16 protein-coding genes, 1 rRNA gene and 1 riboswitch are annotated in these 19,649 nt (G+C 71.0%); of the genes, 4 read left to right on the top strand and 13 right to left on the bottom strand.

Annotated elements, in window-relative coordinates; translation table 11 throughout:
• The first annotated feature begins 50 nt into the window (after window positions 1–50).
• Window positions 51–1,817, top strand: coding sequence for a substrate-binding and VWA domain-containing protein (locus tag ACIP4O_RS15485; protein ID WP_401574968.1), 1,767 nt, complete (start codon window positions 51–53; stop codon window positions 1,815–1,817).
• Between the two features lie 142 nt (window positions 1,818–1,959).
• On the opposite strand, the gene ACIP4O_RS15480 is transcribed toward ACIP4O_RS15485, so the two are convergent.
• Window positions 1,960–3,453: a glutamate--cysteine ligase gene (locus tag ACIP4O_RS15480; protein WP_361335570.1), complete on the bottom strand. Its 1,494-nt coding sequence runs from the start codon at window positions 3,451–3,453 to the stop codon at window positions 1,960–1,962.
• A 532-nt stretch (window positions 3,454–3,985) separates the two neighbouring features.
• Here ACIP4O_RS15480 and ACIP4O_RS15475 point away from each other — a divergent pair.
• Both ACIP4O_RS15475 and ACIP4O_RS15470 read left to right on the top strand, forming a co-directional pair.
• Window positions 3,986–4,582 carry a hypothetical protein gene (locus ACIP4O_RS15475; protein WP_361335573.1) on the top strand — a complete coding sequence of 199 codons (597 nt, stop codon included), beginning with the start codon at window positions 3,986–3,988 and terminating at the stop codon, window positions 4,580–4,582.
• A gap of 254 nt (window positions 4,583–4,836) precedes the next feature.
• Window positions 4,837–5,040 (top strand): DUF5999 family protein, encoded by a 204-nt coding sequence (locus ACIP4O_RS15470; protein ID WP_361335599.1) that lies wholly within the window; start codon window positions 4,837–4,839, stop codon window positions 5,038–5,040.
• Between the two features lie 130 nt (window positions 5,041–5,170).
• Here the strand turns inward: ACIP4O_RS15470 and gcvP are convergent, their stop codons facing one another.
• Window positions 5,171–8,056 (bottom strand): aminomethyl-transferring glycine dehydrogenase, encoded by a 2,886-nt coding sequence (gene gcvP, locus ACIP4O_RS15465; RefSeq protein WP_401574967.1) that lies wholly within the window; start codon window positions 8,054–8,056, stop codon window positions 5,171–5,173.
• Between the two features lie 189 nt (window positions 8,057–8,245).
• Window positions 8,246–8,345, bottom strand: a riboswitch (glycine riboswitch).
• Window positions 8,346–8,488: 143 nt separating this feature from the next.
• On the opposite strand from gcvP, the gene ACIP4O_RS15460 reads away from it, so the two are divergent.
• Window positions 8,489–8,860, top strand: coding sequence for a PRC-barrel domain-containing protein (locus ACIP4O_RS15460; protein WP_401574966.1), 372 nt, complete (start codon window positions 8,489–8,491; stop codon window positions 8,858–8,860).
• Window positions 8,861–8,908: 48 nt separating this feature from the next.
• On the opposite strand, the gene ACIP4O_RS15455 is transcribed toward ACIP4O_RS15460, so the two are convergent.
• From ACIP4O_RS15455 to rrf, 11 genes are all read right to left on the bottom strand, one after another.
• A complete protein-coding gene (locus ACIP4O_RS15455; protein WP_401574965.1) occupies window positions 8,909–10,279 on the bottom strand; it encodes a DNA polymerase IV in 1,371 nt (456 codons plus the stop codon).
• A gap of 154 nt (window positions 10,280–10,433) precedes the next feature.
• A complete protein-coding gene (locus tag ACIP4O_RS15450) occupies window positions 10,434–11,048 on the bottom strand; it encodes a MerR family transcriptional regulator (protein WP_401574964.1) in 615 nt (204 codons plus the stop codon).
• Window positions 11,049–11,239: 191 nt separating this feature from the next.
• The gene (locus ACIP4O_RS15445) at window positions 11,240–11,713 is read right to left on the bottom strand and encodes a bifunctional nuclease family protein (protein WP_007829529.1); all 474 of its coding nucleotides are present in this window, start codon (window positions 11,711–11,713) and stop codon (window positions 11,240–11,242) included.
• A 150-nt stretch (window positions 11,714–11,863) separates the two neighbouring features.
• Entirely contained in the window at window positions 11,864–12,589 is a 726-nt protein-coding gene (locus ACIP4O_RS15440) for a MerR family transcriptional regulator (protein ID WP_361335586.1), read from the bottom strand.
• Window positions 12,590–12,607: 18 nt separating this feature from the next.
• Complete coding sequence (locus ACIP4O_RS15435; protein WP_401574963.1) at window positions 12,608–13,432, bottom strand: FHA domain-containing protein; 825 nt, start codon at window positions 13,430–13,432, stop codon at window positions 12,608–12,610.
• 189 nt (window positions 13,433–13,621) lie between these two features.
• Complete coding sequence (locus ACIP4O_RS15430) at window positions 13,622–14,518, bottom strand: DUF881 domain-containing protein (RefSeq protein WP_401574962.1); 897 nt, start codon at window positions 14,516–14,518, stop codon at window positions 13,622–13,624.
• A gap of 7 nt (window positions 14,519–14,525) precedes the next feature.
• Window positions 14,526–14,858 carry a small basic family protein gene (locus ACIP4O_RS15425; RefSeq protein WP_008749169.1) on the bottom strand — a complete coding sequence of 111 codons (333 nt, stop codon included), beginning with the start codon at window positions 14,856–14,858 and terminating at the stop codon, window positions 14,526–14,528.
• Entirely contained in the window at window positions 14,855–15,808 is a 954-nt protein-coding gene (locus ACIP4O_RS15420; RefSeq protein WP_401574961.1) for a DUF881 domain-containing protein, read from the bottom strand. The genes ACIP4O_RS15425 and ACIP4O_RS15420 overlap by 4 nt, the downstream gene beginning before the upstream one ends.
• A gap of 208 nt (window positions 15,809–16,016) precedes the next feature.
• Complete coding sequence (locus tag ACIP4O_RS15415) at window positions 16,017–18,512, bottom strand: mannose-1-phosphate guanyltransferase (protein ID WP_164285857.1); 2,496 nt, start codon at window positions 18,510–18,512, stop codon at window positions 16,017–16,019.
• A gap of 66 nt (window positions 18,513–18,578) precedes the next feature.
• A complete protein-coding gene (locus tag ACIP4O_RS15410; RefSeq protein ID WP_164285855.1) occupies window positions 18,579–19,187 on the bottom strand; it encodes a CDP-alcohol phosphatidyltransferase family protein in 609 nt (202 codons plus the stop codon).
• Between the two features lie 171 nt (window positions 19,188–19,358).
• Window positions 19,359–19,475 (bottom strand): 5S ribosomal RNA (gene rrf, locus ACIP4O_RS15405).
• Window positions 19,476–19,649 lie beyond the last annotated feature (174 nt).

The following is a 19,649-nucleotide window of genomic DNA, read 5'->3' as shown; positions in this document are numbered from 1 at the left end:
CCCCACGGCCGCCGCGCCTGAGAGCGAGAAGGAAGAAGGGCACCACCGGTATGGGACGTCACAAGGCGGCCGTGGAGGAGCACGGCACCCGCAGCAGACCGAGGAGCCGCGGCCGCGGCAGAAGGGTCGCACTGGCCACGGTCCTCGTCGTGGCCGTCGTCGCCGGGACGGGCATCGCGGTACGGAGCGGCCTGATACCCCTCGGTGGGAGCTGCGCGGACGACGCGATAGACCTGCGGGTCAGCGCGTCCCCCGACATCGCGCCCGCCCTGCGGGAGGCGGCCGACTACGCCAAGGAGCACAAGGTCACCTCGGACGGGAACTGCCTGGACGTCCAGGTGACCGCCGAGGACTCCTCGAAGGTCGCCGAGCGCGTCGAGGCGGGCAAGGACCCCGGCTTCCAGGCCTGGGTGCCCGACGCGAGCCTGTGGGTCGACCAGGCGAACTCGGGCGGCAACTCCTCGCGGGTCTCGCCGACCGGCGCCATCGCCTCGACCCCCGTCGCCGTGGGGATGACCGAGAAGGCGGCGAAGGCACTGGGCTGGCCGAAGAAAACGTACTCGTGGGCGCGGCTCGCCGCCGCCGGTTCGCAGGGGGACTCCCTGCGGCTGGGCAGTGCCGACCCCGCCCGCAGCGCCACGGGACTGCTCGCCCTCACCGAGGTCGCCGGGCAGGCCGGGAAGGCGGAGGGCGGCAGCGCGCAGGTCGCCGCCGCGGCGAAGATCCTCGCCGAGCGCACGGTCGACAGCGACACGCGGTTGCTCGACACCCTCGCCCGCGATGACTCCGGCGCCGAGTCGGGCAACCCGAAGCGCAATGACGCCCTGATCCTCACGGAGCAGCGCGCGTACACCCGCAACAGGGAGAGCGACCGCGCACTCGACCTCTTCTATCCCGAGGGCGGTTCCCCCGCCCTCGACTACCCCTACGTCATCCCGGACAACACCGAGCTGAGCACGGAGCAGAGCCGGGCCGCGGTCCGCTTCATGACCTTTCTCAAGGAGAGTCGGGGGCAGCGCCTGCTGCGCGCGGCCGGCTTCAGGCCCGAGGGCGGCGAGGCCGACGAGGGCGTGGCGAAGGCGGCCGGGGCGCGCGAGCCGCAGCCGTACACCTCGCCGACGGCCGAGCCGCCCTCGGCGAAGGCCCTCCAGGAGACGCGCGGGATGTGGACGATCACGGTGCAGAGCGCGCGGCTTCTCGTCGTCGTGGACGCCTCGCCCTCGATGGCGGAGCCGGTACCCGGGCGGGGGCAGAGCAGGATGGACGTCACGAAGGCCTCGCTCCTCCAGGCCCTCGCGCAGTTCACGCCCGCCGACGACATCGGGCTGTGGGAGTTCTCGACCCGGCTCGACGGGAATCGCGACTACCGCGAGCTGGTCCCCACCGACCGGCTCGGCGCCCGCGAGGGCGAGGGCGTCACCCAACGCGACAAGCTCACCGCGGCCTTCGGATCGCTCCAGCCGCAGGCCGGCGGCGCGACGGGCCTGTACGACACGACGCTCGCCGCCTACCAGCAGGCGAGCAAGGGCTACGCGGCGGACAAGTTCAACGCCGTCGTCCTGCTCACGGACGGCACCAACGAGGACCCCGGCTCACTCACCCGCGGCGCCCTCCTCACCGAGCTCAGGGAACTCGCCGACCCCGCCCACCCGCTCCCCCTCGTGGCCATCGCCGTCGGCCCCGAGGCGGCGGGGGACGACGTGAAGGCGATCGGCTCGGCCACCGGGGGCTCCGGCTTCAAGGTGGACGACCCGGCCCAGATCCACGAGGTCATCAACAACGCGATCGTGGAGGCCGGCAGCAGACAGCAACACTGACACACCCGCAAGGCGCGCCCGTGCCACCCGCCGCACGCCTCCCCTCCGCCGAAGGCAGGTGACCCTGCCCGCGGCGGGGAGGGAAGGGTGGGCACAGGGAGGGCTGCCCCGCACGGGCGGCCCGCCGCGCGATCGCCGTGCCCTACCCCCGTACCCCCCACAGGTGCACCGGCTCGTCCGCCCTGCTCAGCTCCGCGTACCGCCGGGTCATCGCGGCCAGCGCCTCCCCCCGCTCCAAGCCCCGCTCCCGGCCCGCGCGGTACGCCGCCACCTGCCACGAGGCCCCGTTCACCCGCCGTCGGCACCGCTCCTCGATCACGCCGAGGTAGAGGTCCCGGTCCGCCGGATCGACCCCCCAGGCGTCCAGCCCCTGCGCGGCGAGCGGCAGCAGCTCCTCGCGCACCAGCGTCACCGCGTCCACCTCCGCGAGCCCGCCGCGCCCCCGCCGGGGCCAGCGCAGCCGCGCGTCGATCCCGTGGCGGCACGCCTCGTCGAAGTTGCGCTCCGCCTCGGCGAAGGGCAGCCGCGTCCACACCGGCCGACTCTGCACGGCGAGCGTGCGGACGAGCCCGTAGTAGAAGGCGGCGTTGGCGACGACGTCGGTGACGGTGGGCCCGGCGGGCAGGACCCGGTTCTCGACGCGCAGGTGCGGCGCCCCGTCGGCGACGCCGTAGACGGGCCGGTTCCAGCGGTAGACCGTGCCGTTGTGCAGGCACAGCTCGCCGAGCCCGGGCACTCCTCCCCCCTCGATCACCTTTCCCGGGTCCTCGTCGTCGAAGATCGGGAGCAGCGCCGGGAAGTAGCGCAGGTTCTCCTCGAAGAGTTCGAGCGGCCCGTCGATCCACCGCTCCCCGAACCAGGTACGCGGTCGCACGCCCTGCGCGACGAGTTCGGGCGGGCGGGTGTCGGTGGCCTGCTCGAAGAGCGGCACGCGCGACTCGCTCCACAGCTCGCGACCGAAGACGAAGGGCGCGTTGGCCCCGACCGCGATCTGTACCGCCGTCACCGCCTGCGCGGCGTTCCACACCCCCGCGAACCGCTCCGGCGTCACTTGCAGATGCAACTGCACGGAGGTGCAGGCGGCCTCCGGCATGATCGATCCGGTGGTGCACGAGAGGTGCTCGGGGCCCTCGATGTCGAGACTGAAGTCCTCCCCGCGGGCGGCGACGATCTGCTCGTTGAGCAGGGTGTACCGGTCGACGGCGGAGAAATTCGCCTCCACCAGGTGTTCCTGTCCGAGCGTCGGGAGAATACCGATCATCAATACGCCCGCGTCCCGCTGTGCGGCCTGCCTGTGGGCGTAGGCGAGACCTGTGCGGAGTTCTTCGGCGAGCTGGTCGAGCACCCGGCCCCCGAGGCGGTGCGGGGCGATATTGACCTCAAGGTTGAACATTCCCAGCTCGGTCTGGAAATCCCGGCTCGCGATGCGTTCGAGCACTTCCCCGTTGACCATTCGGGGAAGACCGTCGGGGCCCGCGAGATTGAGTTCGATCTCCAGGCCCATGAGGTTCTTCGGGCGGTCGAAGCGCCCTTCCCGCAGAAGTCGCTCCAGACCGTCCAGACACTGCCGCAACTTCGCGCGGTAGCGTCGGCGGTCGGACAGGTCGAATATGCCCGCCACGACCTTCTCCCCCATCGAAGTGTCCCCTCCTGGATGGGCGGCCGGGTGCTCCGGCCACGAGGTCCACGGTGGATGATGCCCCGGCCCGATGATCCGTAACGCCCCGCGGACGGCTCATTGCGGATAGGCTGTCGGCCACCTCCGTACGGCACATTCCAAGGGCATGGCAGGCCAAAGCGAGGCGCGCGGGGGGATTCACGGATCTTTTCCTCCCACCGATCTCCCACCCTTCTCCCGGTAGCCCTGGTGAATATCGCCGACGACTACCGGACGACCACGCCAAGGGCACATGCCGAGGTCACTGGCGCGGTACCCGGGAAATCAATGGTGAAACCTTCTCGAAAAAGACCGGATAGTGACTTGCCCGCAATAAGCGCGACAGCTAGCGGAAACCCCGTGCGAACACGCATCGTATAAACTCTGCGCACGAGGTGGAGAGTTGGCGCTTGCGCGCCGGGAGTCGAGAGCATCCTCCGTGGCGCGCGAGCGGACAGAGCCGTCGTACCGCCCGCTCCACCAGCCTGTCGCACGAGAGAGGCTCCCGCCCATGCCCTTGCACCTTCCGCCTGCCCCCGCGGCCGGCCTGCGCAGCGTCCGCACCGCCCTGGCATCGCCGACCGCCGTCCACGAGGCCCCCACCCCCGCGCTGCGCACCGCACGCGGCCCGCTCATCGCCGAGCCGGGCCTCCCGGTGCACGTCCTGGACCCCACCGCCCCCCGCTCGGCGGGGCGCACCCGCCTGAACTCCTGGCGTTTCACCGTTCGCAACGGCGATCGCCCGCTCGCGGTCGGCGAGGCGCGGCTCACGGCGGACGGGTGGACCTTCTCGCACTTCTTCGAAGGCCCGTACGTCAACGCCGCCGACCGGGCCATGCACGAGGCGGACGCCCTGAGCACCCCATACCAGGCGCGGCTGCTCTCCGTGCCCGCCCTCTACATGCTCATGCTGTGGCTGCACACCGATGTCGCCGACATGTCGGCGGAGAGCGCGCTCGGCGAGCGGGATCTCCTGGTGCCGCTCGCCCCGGCTCCGCCCGGCTTCACCGCGTACCTGCCGCTGCGCGCCGCGCAGTTCCTGCCCGTACTGGAACGGAGGCTGGCTCCTCCGGCGTCCCCCGCCGGGCTGCTCGACAGCCTCGCCTGAGGGCGGCCCGGGCGCGGTAGTCCCAGCGGACTACATCGAACCACCCGAACGGGTAAGGCCGTTCAGCGAACCGCCCGCACGGGTGAAGCGTCCCTGTCCGAGGAGGCCCGCTCTCGCGAAATCCCTGCGGGAGCGGCCTCCCGGGGGAAGACTTGCGACCAGCAACCGATACGGGGGATGCGGTCATGACCATCGAGGAACCCACCGGCCTCACGAGCCGGCCGAGCCCCACGAGCCAGCGAGAGACCCGAACCATGTGCCAGCACCAGCCACCCTGCCCCACCGCCCTCTCCGCCGACCGGGACGCCGCGCTGCCGGTCGCCCACCACCCGGAGCAGGGCTGGAGCCTGCTGTGCAACGGGGTCCTGCTCTTCGAGGACACCGGCGAACTCCTCCCCGACGGCAGCGTCATCGCCCCGCACCGACCGGCGGCGGGCACGGTGACGACGGCCGCCTGAGCCTCCCGGACGCGCCGGACGCACGGCGCGGGGCCGGTACGGAGAGACGATCTCCGTACCGGCCCCGCGTTTCCCATGGGGGGAGTCGAGCGCCCTCGGGGGCGGACTCAGCCCTCGGCGGCGGTCCCGCTCAGTCCTCGTAGGCGTCCAGCGGCGGGCAGGAGCACACGAGGTTGCGGTCGCCGAAGGCCTGGTCGATCCGGCGCACCGGCGGCCAGTACTTCGTCGTCGGGTCGACGTGGCCGGGGAAGACCGCCTCGGCCCGCTCGTAGGCGTGCTCCCACTCCCCCGCGAGCGCCCGCGCGGTGTGCGGGGCGTTCCGCAGCGGATTGTCCTCGGCCGGCCACGTACCGGCCGCGACCTTGTCGATCTCGGCGCGGATGGCGATCATCGCTTCGCAGAAACGGTCCAGCTCGGCGAGGTTCTCGCTCTCGGTCGGCTCGATCATGAGCGTCCCCGCGACCGGGAAGGACATCGTCGGGGCGTGGAAGCCGTAGTCGATGAGGCGCTTCGCGATGTCGTCGACGGTGACGCCCGTGGTCTTCGTCAGCTCGCGCAGGTCCACGATGCACTCGTGCGCGACGAGCCCGGCGGGACCGGTGTAGAGCACGGGGAAGTGCGGCTCCAGGCGCTTGGCGATGTAGTTCGCCGAGAGCACGGCGACCTGCGTGGCCTCCTTGAGCCCCTCGCCGCCCATGAGCCGCACGTACGCCCAGGAGATCGGGAGGATGCCCGCGGAGCCCCACGGCGCGGCCGAGACCGGGCCGACCCCGGTCTCGGGCCCCGCCGCCGGCTGGAGCGGGTGGTTGGGCAGGTACGGGGCGAGGTGCTCGCGAACACCGATCGGCCCGACCCCCGGACCACCGCCGCCGTGCGGGATGCAGAAGGTCTTGTGCAGGTTGAGGTGCGAGACGTCGCCGCCGAAGTGGCCGGGCCGCGCGAGACCGACGAGGGCGTTGAGGTTGGCGCCGTCGATGTAGACCTGGCCCCCGGCCTCGTGCACGGCCGCGCAGACGTCGGCGACGTGCTCCTCGAAGACCCCGTGCGTCGAGGGGTACGTGATCATGAGCACGGCCAGCTCGTCACGGTGCTTGTCGATCTTGGCGTGCAGGTCGTCGAGGTCCACCTCGCCGTCCTCGGCGGTCTTGACGACGACGACCTTCATCCCGGCCATGACGGCGGAGGCGGCGTTGGTGCCGTGCGCCGAGGAGGGGATGAGGCAGACGGTACGGGCCGTGTCGCCGTTCGCGCGGTGGTAGCCGCGCACCGCGAGCAGCCCGGCCAGCTCGCCCTGCGAACCGGCGTTGGGCTGGAGCGAGACCCTGTCGTACCCGGTGACCTCGGCGAGCCGCTCCTCCAGCTCGCGGATCAGCTCCAGGTACCCCTGCGCCTGCGAGACCGGCACGAAGGGGTGCAGGGAGCCGAACTCGGGCCAGGTGACGGGCTCCATCTCGGTCGTCGCGTTGAGCTTCATCGTGCAGGAGCCGAGCGGGATCATGCCCCGGTCCAGGGCGTAGTCCTTGTCGGAGAGCGAGCGCAGGTAGCGCAGCATCGCCGTCTCGGAGCGGTGCGCGTGGAAGACGGGGTGGTCCAGGTACGTGCTCGTGCGGTGCAGCGCCTCGGGAAGCGCGTCGGGCGTCGACGCGTCGAGGGCCTCGATGTCGGCGGTGACGCCGAAGGCGGCCCAGACGGCGGCGAGGCGGGCGCGGTCGGTGGTCTCGTCGCAGGCGAGCGAGAGCGTGTCCGCGTCCACGCGCCGCAGGTTGACGCCCTGCTCGCGGGCGGCGGCGAGGATCGCGTCGGCGCGCCCGGGGACCGTCACGGTGAGGGTGTCGAAGTACTCGCCGTGGACGACGGAGACGCCCCCCGCGCGCAGCCCGGCGGCGAGCAGGCTCGCGTAACGATGGGTGCGCTCGGCGATCGCCCGCAGCCCCTCGGGGCCGTGGTAGACCGCGTACATCCCGGCCATGACCGCGAGGAGGACCTGCGCGGTGCAGATGTTGCTCGTCGCCTTCTCGCGGCGGATGTGCTGCTCGCGGGTCTGGAGGGCGAGGCGGTACGCCTTGTCGCCGTCGGCGTCGACGGAGACGCCGACGAGGCGGCCGGGCAGGCTGCGCGCGTGCGCCTCGCGGACGGCCATGTAGCCGGCGTGCGGGCCGCCGAAGCCCATCGGGACGCCGAAGCGCTGCGTCGTACCGACGGCGATGTCCGCGCCCAGCTCGCCGGGCGAGGTGAGCACGGTGAGGGCGAGCAGGTCGGCGGCGACGGTGACGACCGCGTGGACGGCGTGCGCCTGCTCGATGACGGGGCGCAGGTCCCGTACGGCTCCGGAGGCGCCCGGGTACTGGAGGAGGACGCCCGTGACGCCGCCCTCGGCGTACTCGGCGGGCAGGCCCTGCGACAGGTCGGCGACGACGACCTCGACGCCCGTCGGCTCCGCGCGGGTGCGCAGCACGGCGACGGTCTGCGGGAAGGTGTCGGCGTCGACGAGGTAGACGCCCTTCTTGACCTTGCCGACGCGCCGCGAGAGGGCCATCGCCTCGGCGGCGGCGGTGCCCTCGTCGAGCAGCGAGGCGCCCGAGGTGGGCAGCCCGGTGAGGTCCGCGACCATCGTCTGGAAGTTGAGCAGCGCCTCCAGGCGGCCCTGCGAGATCTCCGGCTGGTAGGGGGTGTACGCGGTGTACCAGGCCGGGTTCTCCATGACGTTGCGCAGGATGACCGGCGGCGTGAAGGTGCCGTAGTAGCCGAGGCCGATCATGGAGTCCACGACCTCGTTGCGCCGGGCGAGGGCGCGCAGTTCGTCGAGGACCTCGGCCTCGGTGCGCGCGGCGGGGAGCTGGAGCGCCTCGGCGGAGCGGATCACCTCGGGCACGGCGGCGGCGGTGAGTTCGTCGAGCGAGCCGAAGCCGACCTGAGCGAGCATCTTCGCCCGCGCCTCGGCGTCGGGCCCGATGTGGCGCTGGGCGAAGGGCGTGCCCTCTTCCAGCCGGGTCAGCGGGGTGCGGTGGACGGTCATCTGCGGGGGCCTCCTGGTCGGCGCGACCTGCACCGGATACCACCTGCGGGTACCCGGACGGCCTCCCCCTCTGTCATCCGGACCTGAGAGCTTCACCTTCACGGACGCAAGCGCCCGGGCAGGCTTTCACCGTCGGTGAGGACCGTCGCCCCGCATACCCGCCGGACGCGTCCTGCTTTCCAGAGTGACCTCGCCCGCGCGGTACAGGGGCCTGAGAGATTCCGGGGAGGATTTGCTCCTTCGGCGTCCCCGGATCTCGCGTTCCGGGGCACTCTCCCGCACAGGGTCAGCAGCCACTGGCCAGCGTACCAGCGGCGCGCCGGGCAGGTCAGGGGCGGCGGGGCGCCGAGTGGCCGCCGGAGCGGAAGTGCCTTTACGTAGGAGTACGAGCCCTACGGCCCCGCAGCGCGGGTGCCGACACCAGGAGGTGCCGTGGAGAGCGATATCGACCCGCACGCCCTGATCGGTCGCAAGGCGGTGGACCACGAGGGTGCCAGGATCGGCACCGTGGACGAGGTGTACCTCGACGACGCCACCGGAATCCCGGAGTGGGCGGCGATACGCACCGGCCTCTTCAGCAGGGACGCCTTCGTCCCCCTGGAGCCGAGCCGACTCGTCTCCGGCGTCCTGCGCGTCCCCTTCGCCCGCGCCCTCATCAAGGACGCGCCCGACTTCGGCGTGGGCCGTCACCTCTCCCCGCAGCAGGAACTCCGGCTCTACCGCCACTACGGCCTCGACGCGAGCCCCCCGGAACCGCACGAGGACCTCGAATTCGGACGCGTAGCGGGCCGCGAGGACGCCTGAGCGCCCCGCCCTCCGCATCGATTCCCGGCCGCCTTCCGGCACCACCGCCTACCGCGCCCGCGCCTCGCCCTCCCCGCCCACCCGGACCAGCGGAAGCGGTTCTCCCCCGCTCAGGTCCGGGTCGTCGACGGCGAAGGTCCGTACGCGCCCCGGGCGCTCGTCGTACGGCGTCTCGAAGCGCACCGTGACCCGCCCGAGCCCGCTGCCCTGCACCCACCCGGGCCCGTGCTCCCGGTGCACGACGTCCTGGCCCGGGCGCCACTGGGACACGGGCGGCGCGGACGGTACGGGCACGGGCGCCGCGACCAGGACGGGTTCCGGGACCCGCGTGAGGGGCTCCTCGCCCGCCGTCGTCCGCGCGAAGAGCACCTCCTGCGTGAAGTCGGCGAGCCCGGAGACCCCGACCCCGAGCAGCCGCACCCCGCCCGTCGTGTCCACGAGTTCCAGGAGCCGCGCCGCCGCCTCACGCACGACGGCCGGGTCGTCGGTCGGCGCGCGCAGCGTCTCCGAGCGCGTCAGCGTCGAGAAGTCGTACCGCCGCACCTTGAGCACCACGGTCCGCCCCGAGCGGCCGCTCGCCCGCAGCCGCCCCACACAGCGGTCGGCGAGCGCGGCGACCTCGGCCCGCACCCGTACCCGGTCGTGGATGTCGAGGTCGTACGTATCCTCGACCGAGACCGACTTCCCCTCCCGCTCGGCGACGACGGGCCGCTCGTCGCGCGCGAGCGACATCGCGTACACCCCCGCGCCGTGCGCCTTGCCGAGCAGTCGTACGAGTTCGTCCTCGCCCGCCTCCGCGATGTCCCCGATCGTGCTGATCCCGGCCCTGCGCAGGTGGTCCCCGGTGGCGGGGCCGACGCCGGGCAGCACCCGCACGGAGAGCGGCGCGAGCAGTTCGCGTTCGGTGCCGGGCTCGATCAGCACCAGCCCGTCCGGTTTGGCCCGCTCGGAGCCGATCTTCGCGAGCATCTTCGAGGCGGCGAGCCCCACGGAGCCCGTCAGCCCCGTCCGCGCCCTGATGTCGGCCCGCAGCCGCTCCCCCACCGCACGCGCCGTCTCCGCGTCGAAGGCCACGCCTCCGGCCTCCAGGTCGACGAACGCCTCGTCGAGGCTGAGCGGTTCCACGAGCGGCGAGAGGGCACCGAGCAGCTCCATCACCTGCTCGCTCACGCTCCGGTAGAGCGTGAAGCGGGGGAAGAGGTACGCGGCGTTCGGCGCGAGGCGGCGCGCCTGCGCCGTCGGCATCGCCGAGTGCACCCCGAAGGCACGCGCCTCGTACGAGGCGGTGGAGACGACTCCGCGCGGGCCGAGCCCCCCGACGACGACCGCTTTCCCGCGCAGGCTCGGCTTCGCCGCCTGCTCGGCGGCGGCGAAGAAGGCATCCATGTCCAGATGCAGCACGGTCGGGGCACGTCTCACACCCCCATGCTCGCGCACCCCACTGACAACGCCCGGTACGGACGGCCCGGGACACGGCGGAGCCCGGACGCGAAGCGCGCTTGCGATACGGCAAAGGCGGGCGGCCACCCGGCCACCCGCCTCCGCTCCGCGAGGTCCCCCGCAGTACCGGGCCTCACACCGCCCGATTGCGCCGCCGGGCCGCGAGTTCGTCCCCGGCGGCCTCGCCACCCCGGACGATCGTCTCCCCCGCGTCGATCCGCTCACCGTGCAGTTGCGCGAGCGCCGCCTCGACGTCGCGCTGTACGACACCCACGGCGATGCCGAAGACTCCCTGCCCGCCCTGGAGCAGTTCGACGACCTCCTCGGAGGACGTGCACTCGTAGACCGTCGCCCCGTCGCTCATGAGGGTCATCCCCTCCAGGTCCCCGGGGTCGCGGTGGCGCAGGTGCTGCACGGTGCCGCGGATGTTCTGGAGCGCGACCCCGGTGTCGAGGAAGCGCCGCACGATCTTGAGGACCACGACGTCGTGAAAGCTGTAGAGCCGCTGCGTCCCGGAGCCCTGCGCGGCACGCACGCTCGGCTCCACGAGTCCGGTGCGCGCCCAGTAGTCGAGCTGGCGGTACGTGATGCCCGCCGCCACACACGCCGTCGGCCCCCGGTACCCCACCGCGGGCGCGGGTACGATCGCCTGCGGTCCCTGCGCACCCCCGCGCAGCGGCAGGGGAGCCTCGCCGTTCGGGCGTCGTCCGGGAACGCCCCCCACCCTGCTGTCGCCGCTGCTTCTCACGCCGACCTCCGTCCTCGACCTGGCACATGACGGTAGGCAGTCACCAGGGGTGCGTCAACGATCGCCACGCTGGGCACGCCGGGTGAAATTCCCCCAGAGAGTGGTTTACCGCGCAGCGTGCGGGGGTAAGGCTAACCGAATGCCCGCCCGTCCCCCGGTTCCCGGCTGGAATCGGGGGCCCGGAGCGGGCCTCACTGACTGTTGGTCCCGAAGTCCTCGGGAGAGATCTGGTCGAGGAACTCGCGGAACTTCTCCACCTCGTCCTCCTGCTCGTCGGGGATCGCGATCCCCGCGCTGTCGAGCAGTTCCTCCGCGCCGTAGATGGGCGAGCCGGTGCGCAGTGCGAGCGCTATGGCGTCGGAGGGACGGGCGCTGACCTCGATGCCACTGGCAAAGACGAGTTCCGCGTGGAAGATGCCGTCCTTGAGGCCGGTGATGCGGACCTCGGTCAGCTCCTGGCCGACTGCTTCGAGCACGTTCTTGAAGAGGTCGTGCGTCAGCGGCCTGGCAGGGGTCATCCCCTGCTGGGCGAAGGCGATGGCCGTCGCCTCGCCGGCACCGATCCAGATGGGAAGGTACCGGTCGCCTCCCACTTCTCGCAGGAGCACGATCGGCTGGTTGGAGGGCATTTCGACCCGGACACCTACGACGTCGAGCTCATTCACACACCAACCCTAGGTCGTCCCCGGCCGGTTTGGGTAGTCGGGGGCGTACGAGCAGGGAGGCACAGGGCCGAAAGGCGCACCGCTCCCGTAAGGAAACTCTCGCGCGAAGCGGTACGAAACGGGCGCGGGCCCTCGTGAAACCGCTTTCGCTCAGGACCGTACGTCGAGCGCCAGCTCGACCAGCGCGCTGTGCAGCCCCGTCGCCAGGTCGGCCAGCTCGCGGGTGCGCTCCTCCGCCTGCGCCCGGGTCTGCGGGTTGCGGTGGCGGACGAGCGGGGCGACGACCTGCTCCACGAGCCCCGCCTCGCGGTCGGCGGCGGCCTTGGTCGCCCGCAGGTGCCTCGGCTCGATGCCGTGCCGCCCGAGTTCCGAGACGAGCCGGGCGACGCGCACCAGGCGGGCGTCGTAGTGCCCGTCGGGGAGCGGGGCGACGAGGCCGTACGACTCCCAGGCGGCCAGCTCCGCCTCGTCCACGCCCGCCGCGGCGAGCAGTTCGGCGCGGCCGAGGCGGCTCACGGTCACCTCGTCCCGGGGCGGCGGGCCGCTCTGCCGCCCGACGAGCGGTGCCGCCGGGCGCTCACCGCGCTCGACGGCGTCCAGGTACTCGCGGATCGCCTTCAGCGGAAGGTAGTGGTCGCGCTGCATCCGCAGGACGTGGCCGAGGCGCTCCACGTCCCGCGGGGTGAACTTCCGGTAACCGGAAGGAGTGCGCTGGGGCTCGATGAGCCCCTCCGACTCCAGAAAGCGGATCTTGGAGATGGTGACCTCGGGGAACTCCTCGCGGAGGATGTTCAGCACGGCCCCGATACTCACCGAGCGGGTCCGCTCGGCGGCGGTGCCGTCAAGGCCGGCACCGCCCCTCGCCCTGTCCACCATGGCCCCTGCTCTCGCGGGTCAGAGTGCCTGCTGGCTCGCGTAGAACACCAGCCGGTACTTGCCGATCTGCACCTCGTCGCCGTTGGCGAGCACGACCGAGTCGATGCGCTCGCGGTTGACGTAGGTGCCGTTGAGACTGCCGACATCGGCGACCGTGAAGGTGCCGTCGGCCTCCCGCCGGAACTCCACGTGCCGCCGGGAGACGGTCACGTCGTCGAGGAAGATGTCGCTCTGCGGGTGACGGCCCGCCGTGGTCAGCTCCCCGTCGAGCAGGAAGCGGCTGCCCGAGTTGGGGCCGCGCCGCACGATCAGGAGCGCCGAGCCGAGCGGCAGGGCGTCCACGGCCGCCTGGGCCTCCGGGGAGAGCGCGGGCAGCGCCGTCTGTCCGGTGGTCTCGGGGTCGTACGCCTCAAGCCCCGAGATGGAGATCGTCGACGTGGTCTCCGAGGCGCGCTCGGGCACCGCGCCCGGGCGCAGCGGGGCCCCGCAGTTGGAGCAGAAGCGGCCGGTCTGTGGGTTCTGATGACCGCACCTGCTACACACCAGAAAGCCCATGGACGAGTCCTCCTGACCCTGCTGTCCCGCGGGAGCGTTCGACGCATACGAGTCGCGGGCGAACCCTCCACCCGTACTTGAGGTTGACGGTGCCCCGAAACCTATGCGGCCCGCGGTGGCCGGGTCAACAGCCGACGCGCCCTGACCACCCTGCGTACCACCAGCCGGACCAGCGACTTCGTCACGGAACAGCGGGCGCTCCCCCTCCTCGCCGGGACGGGCGCGGTGCCGCGCGGCGGCACCGTCCTCGCGCTTGCTCCTGCCGAACAACTTCGAAAAAAAACTCACGGGCGATTCCCCTTGACCGAAACAGACCCGCCCGTGGGGCAGGACGAACCCTCATTGCTCTCACTGACTGTCCGGGACTTCTCCACGAGGCCCACGACCACCGGACAGTTTTCCCTACGCGCCGGTCTGACGACGCGTCGACCCCCCGCTTCCTCCTGCCCTCGCGCGGCAACCGTCATGCCCACCGCCTCACCGCGAGGACGACTGAGCGTAATCGGGCGTCTTCGCGGGCCGCAAGGCGTCCACGACGATCTTCTTCTCCTCCTGCACCACTACGGTGGCCTGCTCCTTCTCCAGAGTCTGCACGACCCCGCCCGGGATGCTGAGCGCGGGCGTCAGGTCCTGCGACTTGCCGATGACCTTGAACCGGAACGGGGCTTCGACCTTGTGCCCGTCGATCCGCACACCCTTGCCCTCATCGGTCAGATACGTGCTCGCGACGACCCGGACGTCACCGATCTGGATCGCCTCCGCCCCCGCCGCGCGCAACTCCTGGATGGTGTCGAGGAGCATGTCGGCCTTGACCCGGTGCTCCGGGTCCTCGACCGTCACCGTGATCCCGGGGCCCTGCGCGGCGACCGTGCCGGCCAGGATGCCGAGCTGGCGTTCCTTCTCCACGGTCTGCTTCCGTGCCTCCTCCGCCTGGTCCGAGCTGTTCTCCAGCTCCGTGCGCTGGCTCTCCAGACTCTGCTTCTCGTCTTCCAGACGCTGAGTACGGTCATCCAGTTCATCGAGGATACGAACAAGATCCTCCTGACGCGCCCCGCGCAGCGCGCTGCTGTCGTTGTGCGAGCGCACCTGGATGGCGAGTCCTAGGCCGAGGACGAAGAGGAGCAGCGCGACGGTGAGCTGCGCGCGGGTGACGCGCGGCGGCCACAGGCCCTTGGCGAGCCGCTGACGGCCCGTCAGTCCGGCACCTGCTCCGGCGGGCGCGCGTGGCGGCTCGGGGGGCGTCGCGGCGTGCTGTTCCCCCGTCCGCTTCTCGTCTTTCTCGCCGGGGTGTGCCCGCGGCTGTTCCGCGGGCAGTTCGCCGCCGGCCCGTTCCCGGGGTGCTTCGCCGGGTCGCTCGTCGGGCGTTTCGCTCATGGTGTGCTCACGCCCTGAACACGTGTCGGCGGATCGCGGCCGCGTTGGAGAAGATGCGGATGCCGAGAACGACGACGACTCCCGTGGACAGCTGGGCGCCGACACCGAGTTTGTCGCCGAGGAAGACGATGAGCGCGGCGACGACGACGTTGGAGAGGAAGGAGACGACGAAGACCTTGTCGTCGAATATGCCGTCGAGCATCGCGCGCAGGCCGCCGAAGACGGCGTCGAGCGCGGCGACGACGGCGATGGGCAGATACGGCTCGACGACGGCGGGCACCTCGGGACGGACGAAGAGTCCCACCACCACCCCCACGACGAGGCCCAGTACGGCGATCACGATGTGCCCTTCCCTGCTGGATTCGCTGTCTTCGACTGCGTCTTCGGCTGTGCTCCCGGCTGCTTCTCCGCCGCCGTGTCCGGCCGGGCGGAACGCACCCGTACGGCGGGAGCGGCGGGGACTCGCAGGGAGTCCTCGGCGGAGAGCTTCACCCGGATGTCGTAGTCCTTGTGCAAGCGGTCCAGGTACTGGCCGTCCACACTCCGCTGGAACCGGTCCTTCAGCCGTGGCCCGTCCCCGAGGGCGAGGACGGTGTACGGCGGCACAAGTGGCTTGTTGTCGACGAGCACGGCCTCCCCGGCGGCCCGGATCGCCGAGAGCGCGGTGAGGCGCTGCCCGTTGACCGCGACGGCCTCGGCACCCGACTCCCACAGCCCGTTGACGACGCGTTGCAGATCCCGGTCCCGCACTCGGCCGATGTCGGAGAAGTCGGTGGTCTGCCGGGGCCCGTCGCCGGTGCTGCTCTGCGCGGAGGCCGCGTCGTCGACGACGAGCCGGACACCGGGCCCCTGTGCCGCGCTCGCCCCGGAGAGCAGACCCAGCAGCCGGACCCGGTCCGTGCCGTTGTCCTTGAGCGCGGCGTCCTGGCGCCGGCCGACCTCGTCGCGCAGGGACTCGACGTGTTTCTCCAGCCGGTCGGCCGCGTCGCTCTCGTCGTTGATGCGGTCGATGAGTTCCTCGCGCTCCTTGGCGAGCACCGGAGCACTCTCCCGCGCCTGCGAGGCGCCGACCGTCACGACGAGCGCGGCGAGGACGAGACCGAGGCCGAGGAGCAACCGGCCGCGCAGAGTGCGCGGGAGTCCGGCGGCGCTTCCGGCCGCGCGTTTACGGGCCGCGGCCTCGGCGTACCCGTCGTCGAGACTGTGGTCCATGACGTTCGTCAGCAGCGACATGGAGGCGTCCGGGCGCCGGGTGGGGGCGCCGCCTCGGGTGGGGGGCTGCTGCGACATGCCGCACATCGTCGCATGTCGGGGGCCGTTCCTCCGAATGGCCCCACCGGCGATGCGCCCGGGTGTCCTCTTTCACCCGCAAGAGTGAGTCTCCGCCCGCCCTGACCGCTTCTTCACGAGGTGTCAGTACGTGGCGGAACGACGGCGGAGGCCGCACCGTACCCGGTACGCCTCGCGTCCGGGTGGTGCGGCCTCCGCCGGGTGCCGCTCAGTGCCCGGCGCTGTCCACGACGCTCGCCCACTCGTCGAGCAGGGCCTGCGCCGACTCGTCGTCGGGGCCCTCGGCCCACAGGTGGGTGACCGCCTCGGCGGGGTCGGGGAGGACCATGACCCACCGTCCGTCGGACTCGACGACACGTACCCCGTCGGTCACGTCGACGGACCGTCCCGCGGCGGCTTCGACGACGGTCCGCATGACGAGGCCCTTGACCGCCCACGGGGTGGCGAGGTCGCGCTTGATGACGTGGGCCCGGGGAATGCGCGCGTCGATCTGGCTCAGGGTGAGCTGGGTGCGGGCGACGAGTCCGATGAGCCGTACGAAGGCGGCGGTGCCGTCGAAGACGCTGCTGAACTCGGGGATGATGAAGCCGCCCCGGCCGTCCCCGCCGAAGATCGTGCCGTCCTCGCGGCCCACCCGGGTGAGATCGTCGGGCGAGGTCATCGTCCATTCGACCTGGGTGCCGTGGTAGGCGGCGACCTGTTCGGCGATACGGGTCGTCGTCACGGGGAGCGCGACGCGCCCGCTGCGGCGCTCGGCGGCGACGAGGTCGAGCATGACGAGCAGCGCGCGGTCGTCCTCGACGATGCGGCCCTTCTCGTCGACGAGCGAGAGCCGCTCCCCCACCGGGTCGAAGCGCACCCCGAAGGCCGCGCCGGCGGAGGCCACGATCTCGCCGAGCCGGACCAGGCCCGCGCGCCGGGTGTCGGCGGTCTCGGTGGGCCTGGACTCGTCGAGCCCGGGGTTGATGGTGAGCGAGTCGACGCCGAGCTTGCCGAGCAGGCTCGGCAGCACGAGGCCGGCGCTCCCGTTGGACGCGTCCACGACGACCTTGAGCCCGGATTCGCTGATGCCGGTGGTGTCGATGTTGCGGAGCAGCGAGCCCGTGTAGGAGTCGAAGACGCTGGAAGGGAAGTGCAGGTCGCCGATCTCGCCGGGGAAGGCCCTGCGGTACTCCTGGCGCGCGTAGACCCGGTCGAGCTTGCGCTGGCTGGCCTGCGAGAGGTCGGCCCCGTTCCCGTCGAAGAACATGATGTCGACGGAGTCGGGCACGCCCGGGGTCGTACGGATCATGAGGCCGCCCGCGCTGCCTCGCGCGGTCTGCTGCCGGGCGACGGGCAGGGGCACGTTCTCCAGATCGCGTACGTCGATGGCGCTTGCCTGGAGCGCGGAGATCACGGCCCGCTTGAGGGCGCGGGCGCCTCGGGAGTGGTCGCGCGCCGTGGTGACCGTGGAGCCCTTCTTGAGCGTGGTGGCATACGCGCCGGCGAGGCGGACGGCGAGTTCGGGGGTGATCTCGACGTTGAGGATTCCGGAGACGCCGCGGGCGCCGAAGAGGTGCGCCTGGCCGCGCGACTCCCAGATGACGGAGTTGTTGACGAAGGCGCCGGCCTCGATGGTCTTGAACGGGTAGACCCGCACATTGCCCTGGATGATCGATTCCTCACCGACGAGGCACTCGTCGCCGATGACGGCGCCGTCCTCGATGCGGGCCGCGCGCATGATGTCGGTGTTCTTGCCGATGACGCAGCCGCGCAGATTGCTGTGCTCGCCGATGTAGACGTTGTCGTGGAGGACGGCCTTGTGGAGGAAGGCACCGCTCTTGACGACGACGTTGGAGCCCACGACGGTGTGCTCGCGCAGCTCGGCGCCGGCCTCGACCTTGGCGTAGTCGCCGACGTAGAGGGGGCCTCGCAGCACGGCGTCCGGGTGGACGTCGGCGCCTTCGGCGACCCAGACGCCGGGGGAGATCTCGAAGCCGTCGAGTTCGACGTCGACCTTGCCGTCGAGCACGTCGGCCTGGGCCTTGACGTAGCTCTCGTGGGTGCCGACGTCCTCCCAGTAGCCCTCGGCGATGTAGCCGTAGACGGGCTTGCCTTCCTTCATGAGTTGCGGGAAGACGTCACCCGACCAGTCGACGGAGGTGTCGGCCTCGACGTAGTCGAAGACCTCCGGCTCCATGACGTAGATGCCGGTGTTCACCGTGTCCGAGAAGACCTGTCCCCAGGTCGGCTTCTCCAGGAAGCGTTCGACCTTTCCCTCGTCGTCGACGATGGTGATGCCGAATTCGAGCGGATTGGGGACCCGGGTGAGGCAGACCGTGACGAGGGCGCCTTTTTCCTTGTGGAAATTGATGAGGTCGGTCAGGTCGAAGTCGGTGAGCGCATCGCCGGAGATGACGAGGAAAGCGTCGTCCTTGAGAGCCTCTTCGGCGTTCTTCACACTCCCCGCCGTGCCGAGCGGCTTCTCCTCGTTGGCGTAACTCAGCTCCATCCCGAGGTCTTCGCCGTCGCCGAAGTAGTTCTTGACCAGGGAGGCCAGGAACTGCACGGTAACCACTGTCTCGGTGAGACCGTGCCGCTTGAGAAGCCGCAGCACGTGCTCCATGATCGGCCGGTTGGCGACCGGGAGCAGTGGTTTGGGCATGCTGGAGGTCATGGGGCGAAGCCGGGTGCCTTCACCACCGGCCATCACAACGGCCTTCATATCGGGAGTGTCCTCCTCGAAGAGACGGATCGAATACCAACAGGCCGCCTCTTCAGGAGAACGGCTTCAGTCGGCCGTGGCCGCCGCCTTGATGACCCGGCGGACCTGCACCACGTACAAGATTCCTGCCCACCAATACAGAGTTGTACCCCATCCTGCGAACGCCCATCCGAAAATCGCCGCCAGCGAAGCGAGCCATCCGCTTCCGTCACTGAGCAGCAGCAGCGGGAAGGCGTACATCAGGTTGAACGTAGCCGCCTTCCCGAGAAAGTTCACCTGGGGCGGCGGGAATCCATGCTTGCGGAGGATCAGCACCATGACGCCGAGAAGCAGCTCACGGGCGAGGAGAACGCAGGTGACCCAGAGCGGCAGAATCTCGCGCCAGGTGAGACCGACCAGGGTGGACAGGATGTAGAGCCGGTCGGCCGCGGGGTCGAGGACCCGGCCGAGGCTGCTGATCTGGTTCCACCGGCGGGCGAGTTTCCCATCGAGGTAGTCACTGATCCCGCTCAGCGCGAGTACGAGGAGTGCCCAGCCATCGCTCTGCGGCCCCCCGAACTCGGGGCGGAGAATCAGCCACAGAAACAGCGGAACGCCGACAAGCCTCGCCGCGCTGAGGATGTTGGGAATGGTGAGTACCCGATCCGTCTGGACCGCGGTCTCCTGGACCTCCACCCGGGGGCCTCCTGAGGGGAACCGTCAACAGTGCAGCCCGACTTTACCGGGTGGCCAGGGCGACACCGCGCGAGGGGTGCCGCCAGCGGCGGGGCGCCCCCGGCCGACCTGGCCATCAACGCGGAAAAGCCCCGCACCAATTGAATGGTGCGGGGCTCCCCCACAAATATTGTTCGGCGGCGTCCTACTCTCCCACAAGGTCCCCCTTGCAGTACCATCGGCGCTACGCAGCTTAGCTTCCGGGTTCGGAATGTAACCGGGCGTTTCCCACGCGCTATGACCACCGAAACACTATAAAACCAGCAACCACCCCGCCACAGAGATCCAAGATCCCGGGCATGAGTGTGGTTGTTCGTGGTTTCAGAACCAACACAGTGGACGCGAGCAACTGAGGACAAGCCCTCGGCCTATTAGTACCGGTCAACTCCACCCCTTACAGGGCTTCCATATCCGGCCTATCAA

Source organism: Streptomyces sp. NPDC088923, from assembly GCF_044749745.1.
Lineage (GTDB): Bacteria > Actinomycetota > Actinomycetes > Streptomycetales > Streptomycetaceae > Streptomyces.
Note: the sequence above shows the minus strand (reverse complement) of the source record. Positions and strands in the feature narration are given on the sequence as shown.

What these genes read in the sequence shown, in the direction of transcription:
- ACIP4O_RS15485 (WP_401574968.1), top strand. Translation starts at nt 51, where the DNA reads ATGGGACGTCACAAGGCGGCCGTGGAGGAGCACGGCACCCGCAGCAGA.
- ACIP4O_RS15480 (WP_361335570.1), bottom strand. Translation starts at nt 3,453, where the DNA reads ATGGGGGAGAAGGTCGTGGCGGGCATATTCGACCTGTCCGACCGCCGA.
- ACIP4O_RS15475 (WP_361335573.1), top strand. Translation starts at nt 3,986, where the DNA reads ATGCCCTTGCACCTTCCGCCTGCCCCCGCGGCCGGCCTGCGCAGCGTC.
- ACIP4O_RS15470 (WP_361335599.1), top strand. Translation starts at nt 4,837, where the DNA reads ATGTGCCAGCACCAGCCACCCTGCCCCACCGCCCTCTCCGCCGACCGG.
- gcvP (WP_401574967.1), bottom strand. Translation starts at nt 8,056, where the DNA reads ATGACCGTCCACCGCACCCCGCTGACCCGGCTGGAAGAGGGCACGCCC.
- ACIP4O_RS15440 (WP_361335586.1), bottom strand. Translation starts at nt 12,589, where the DNA reads ATGGTGGACAGGGCGAGGGGCGGTGCCGGCCTTGACGGCACCGCCGCC.
- ACIP4O_RS15430 (WP_401574962.1), bottom strand. Translation starts at nt 14,518, where the DNA reads ATGAGCGAAACGCCCGACGAGCGACCCGGCGAAGCACCCCGGGAACGG.
- ACIP4O_RS15420 (WP_401574961.1), bottom strand. Translation starts at nt 15,808, where the DNA reads ATGTCGCAGCAGCCCCCCACCCGAGGCGGCGCCCCCACCCGGCGCCCG.
- ACIP4O_RS15415 (WP_164285857.1), bottom strand. Translation starts at nt 18,512, where the DNA reads ATGAAGGCCGTTGTGATGGCCGGTGGTGAAGGCACCCGGCTTCGCCCC.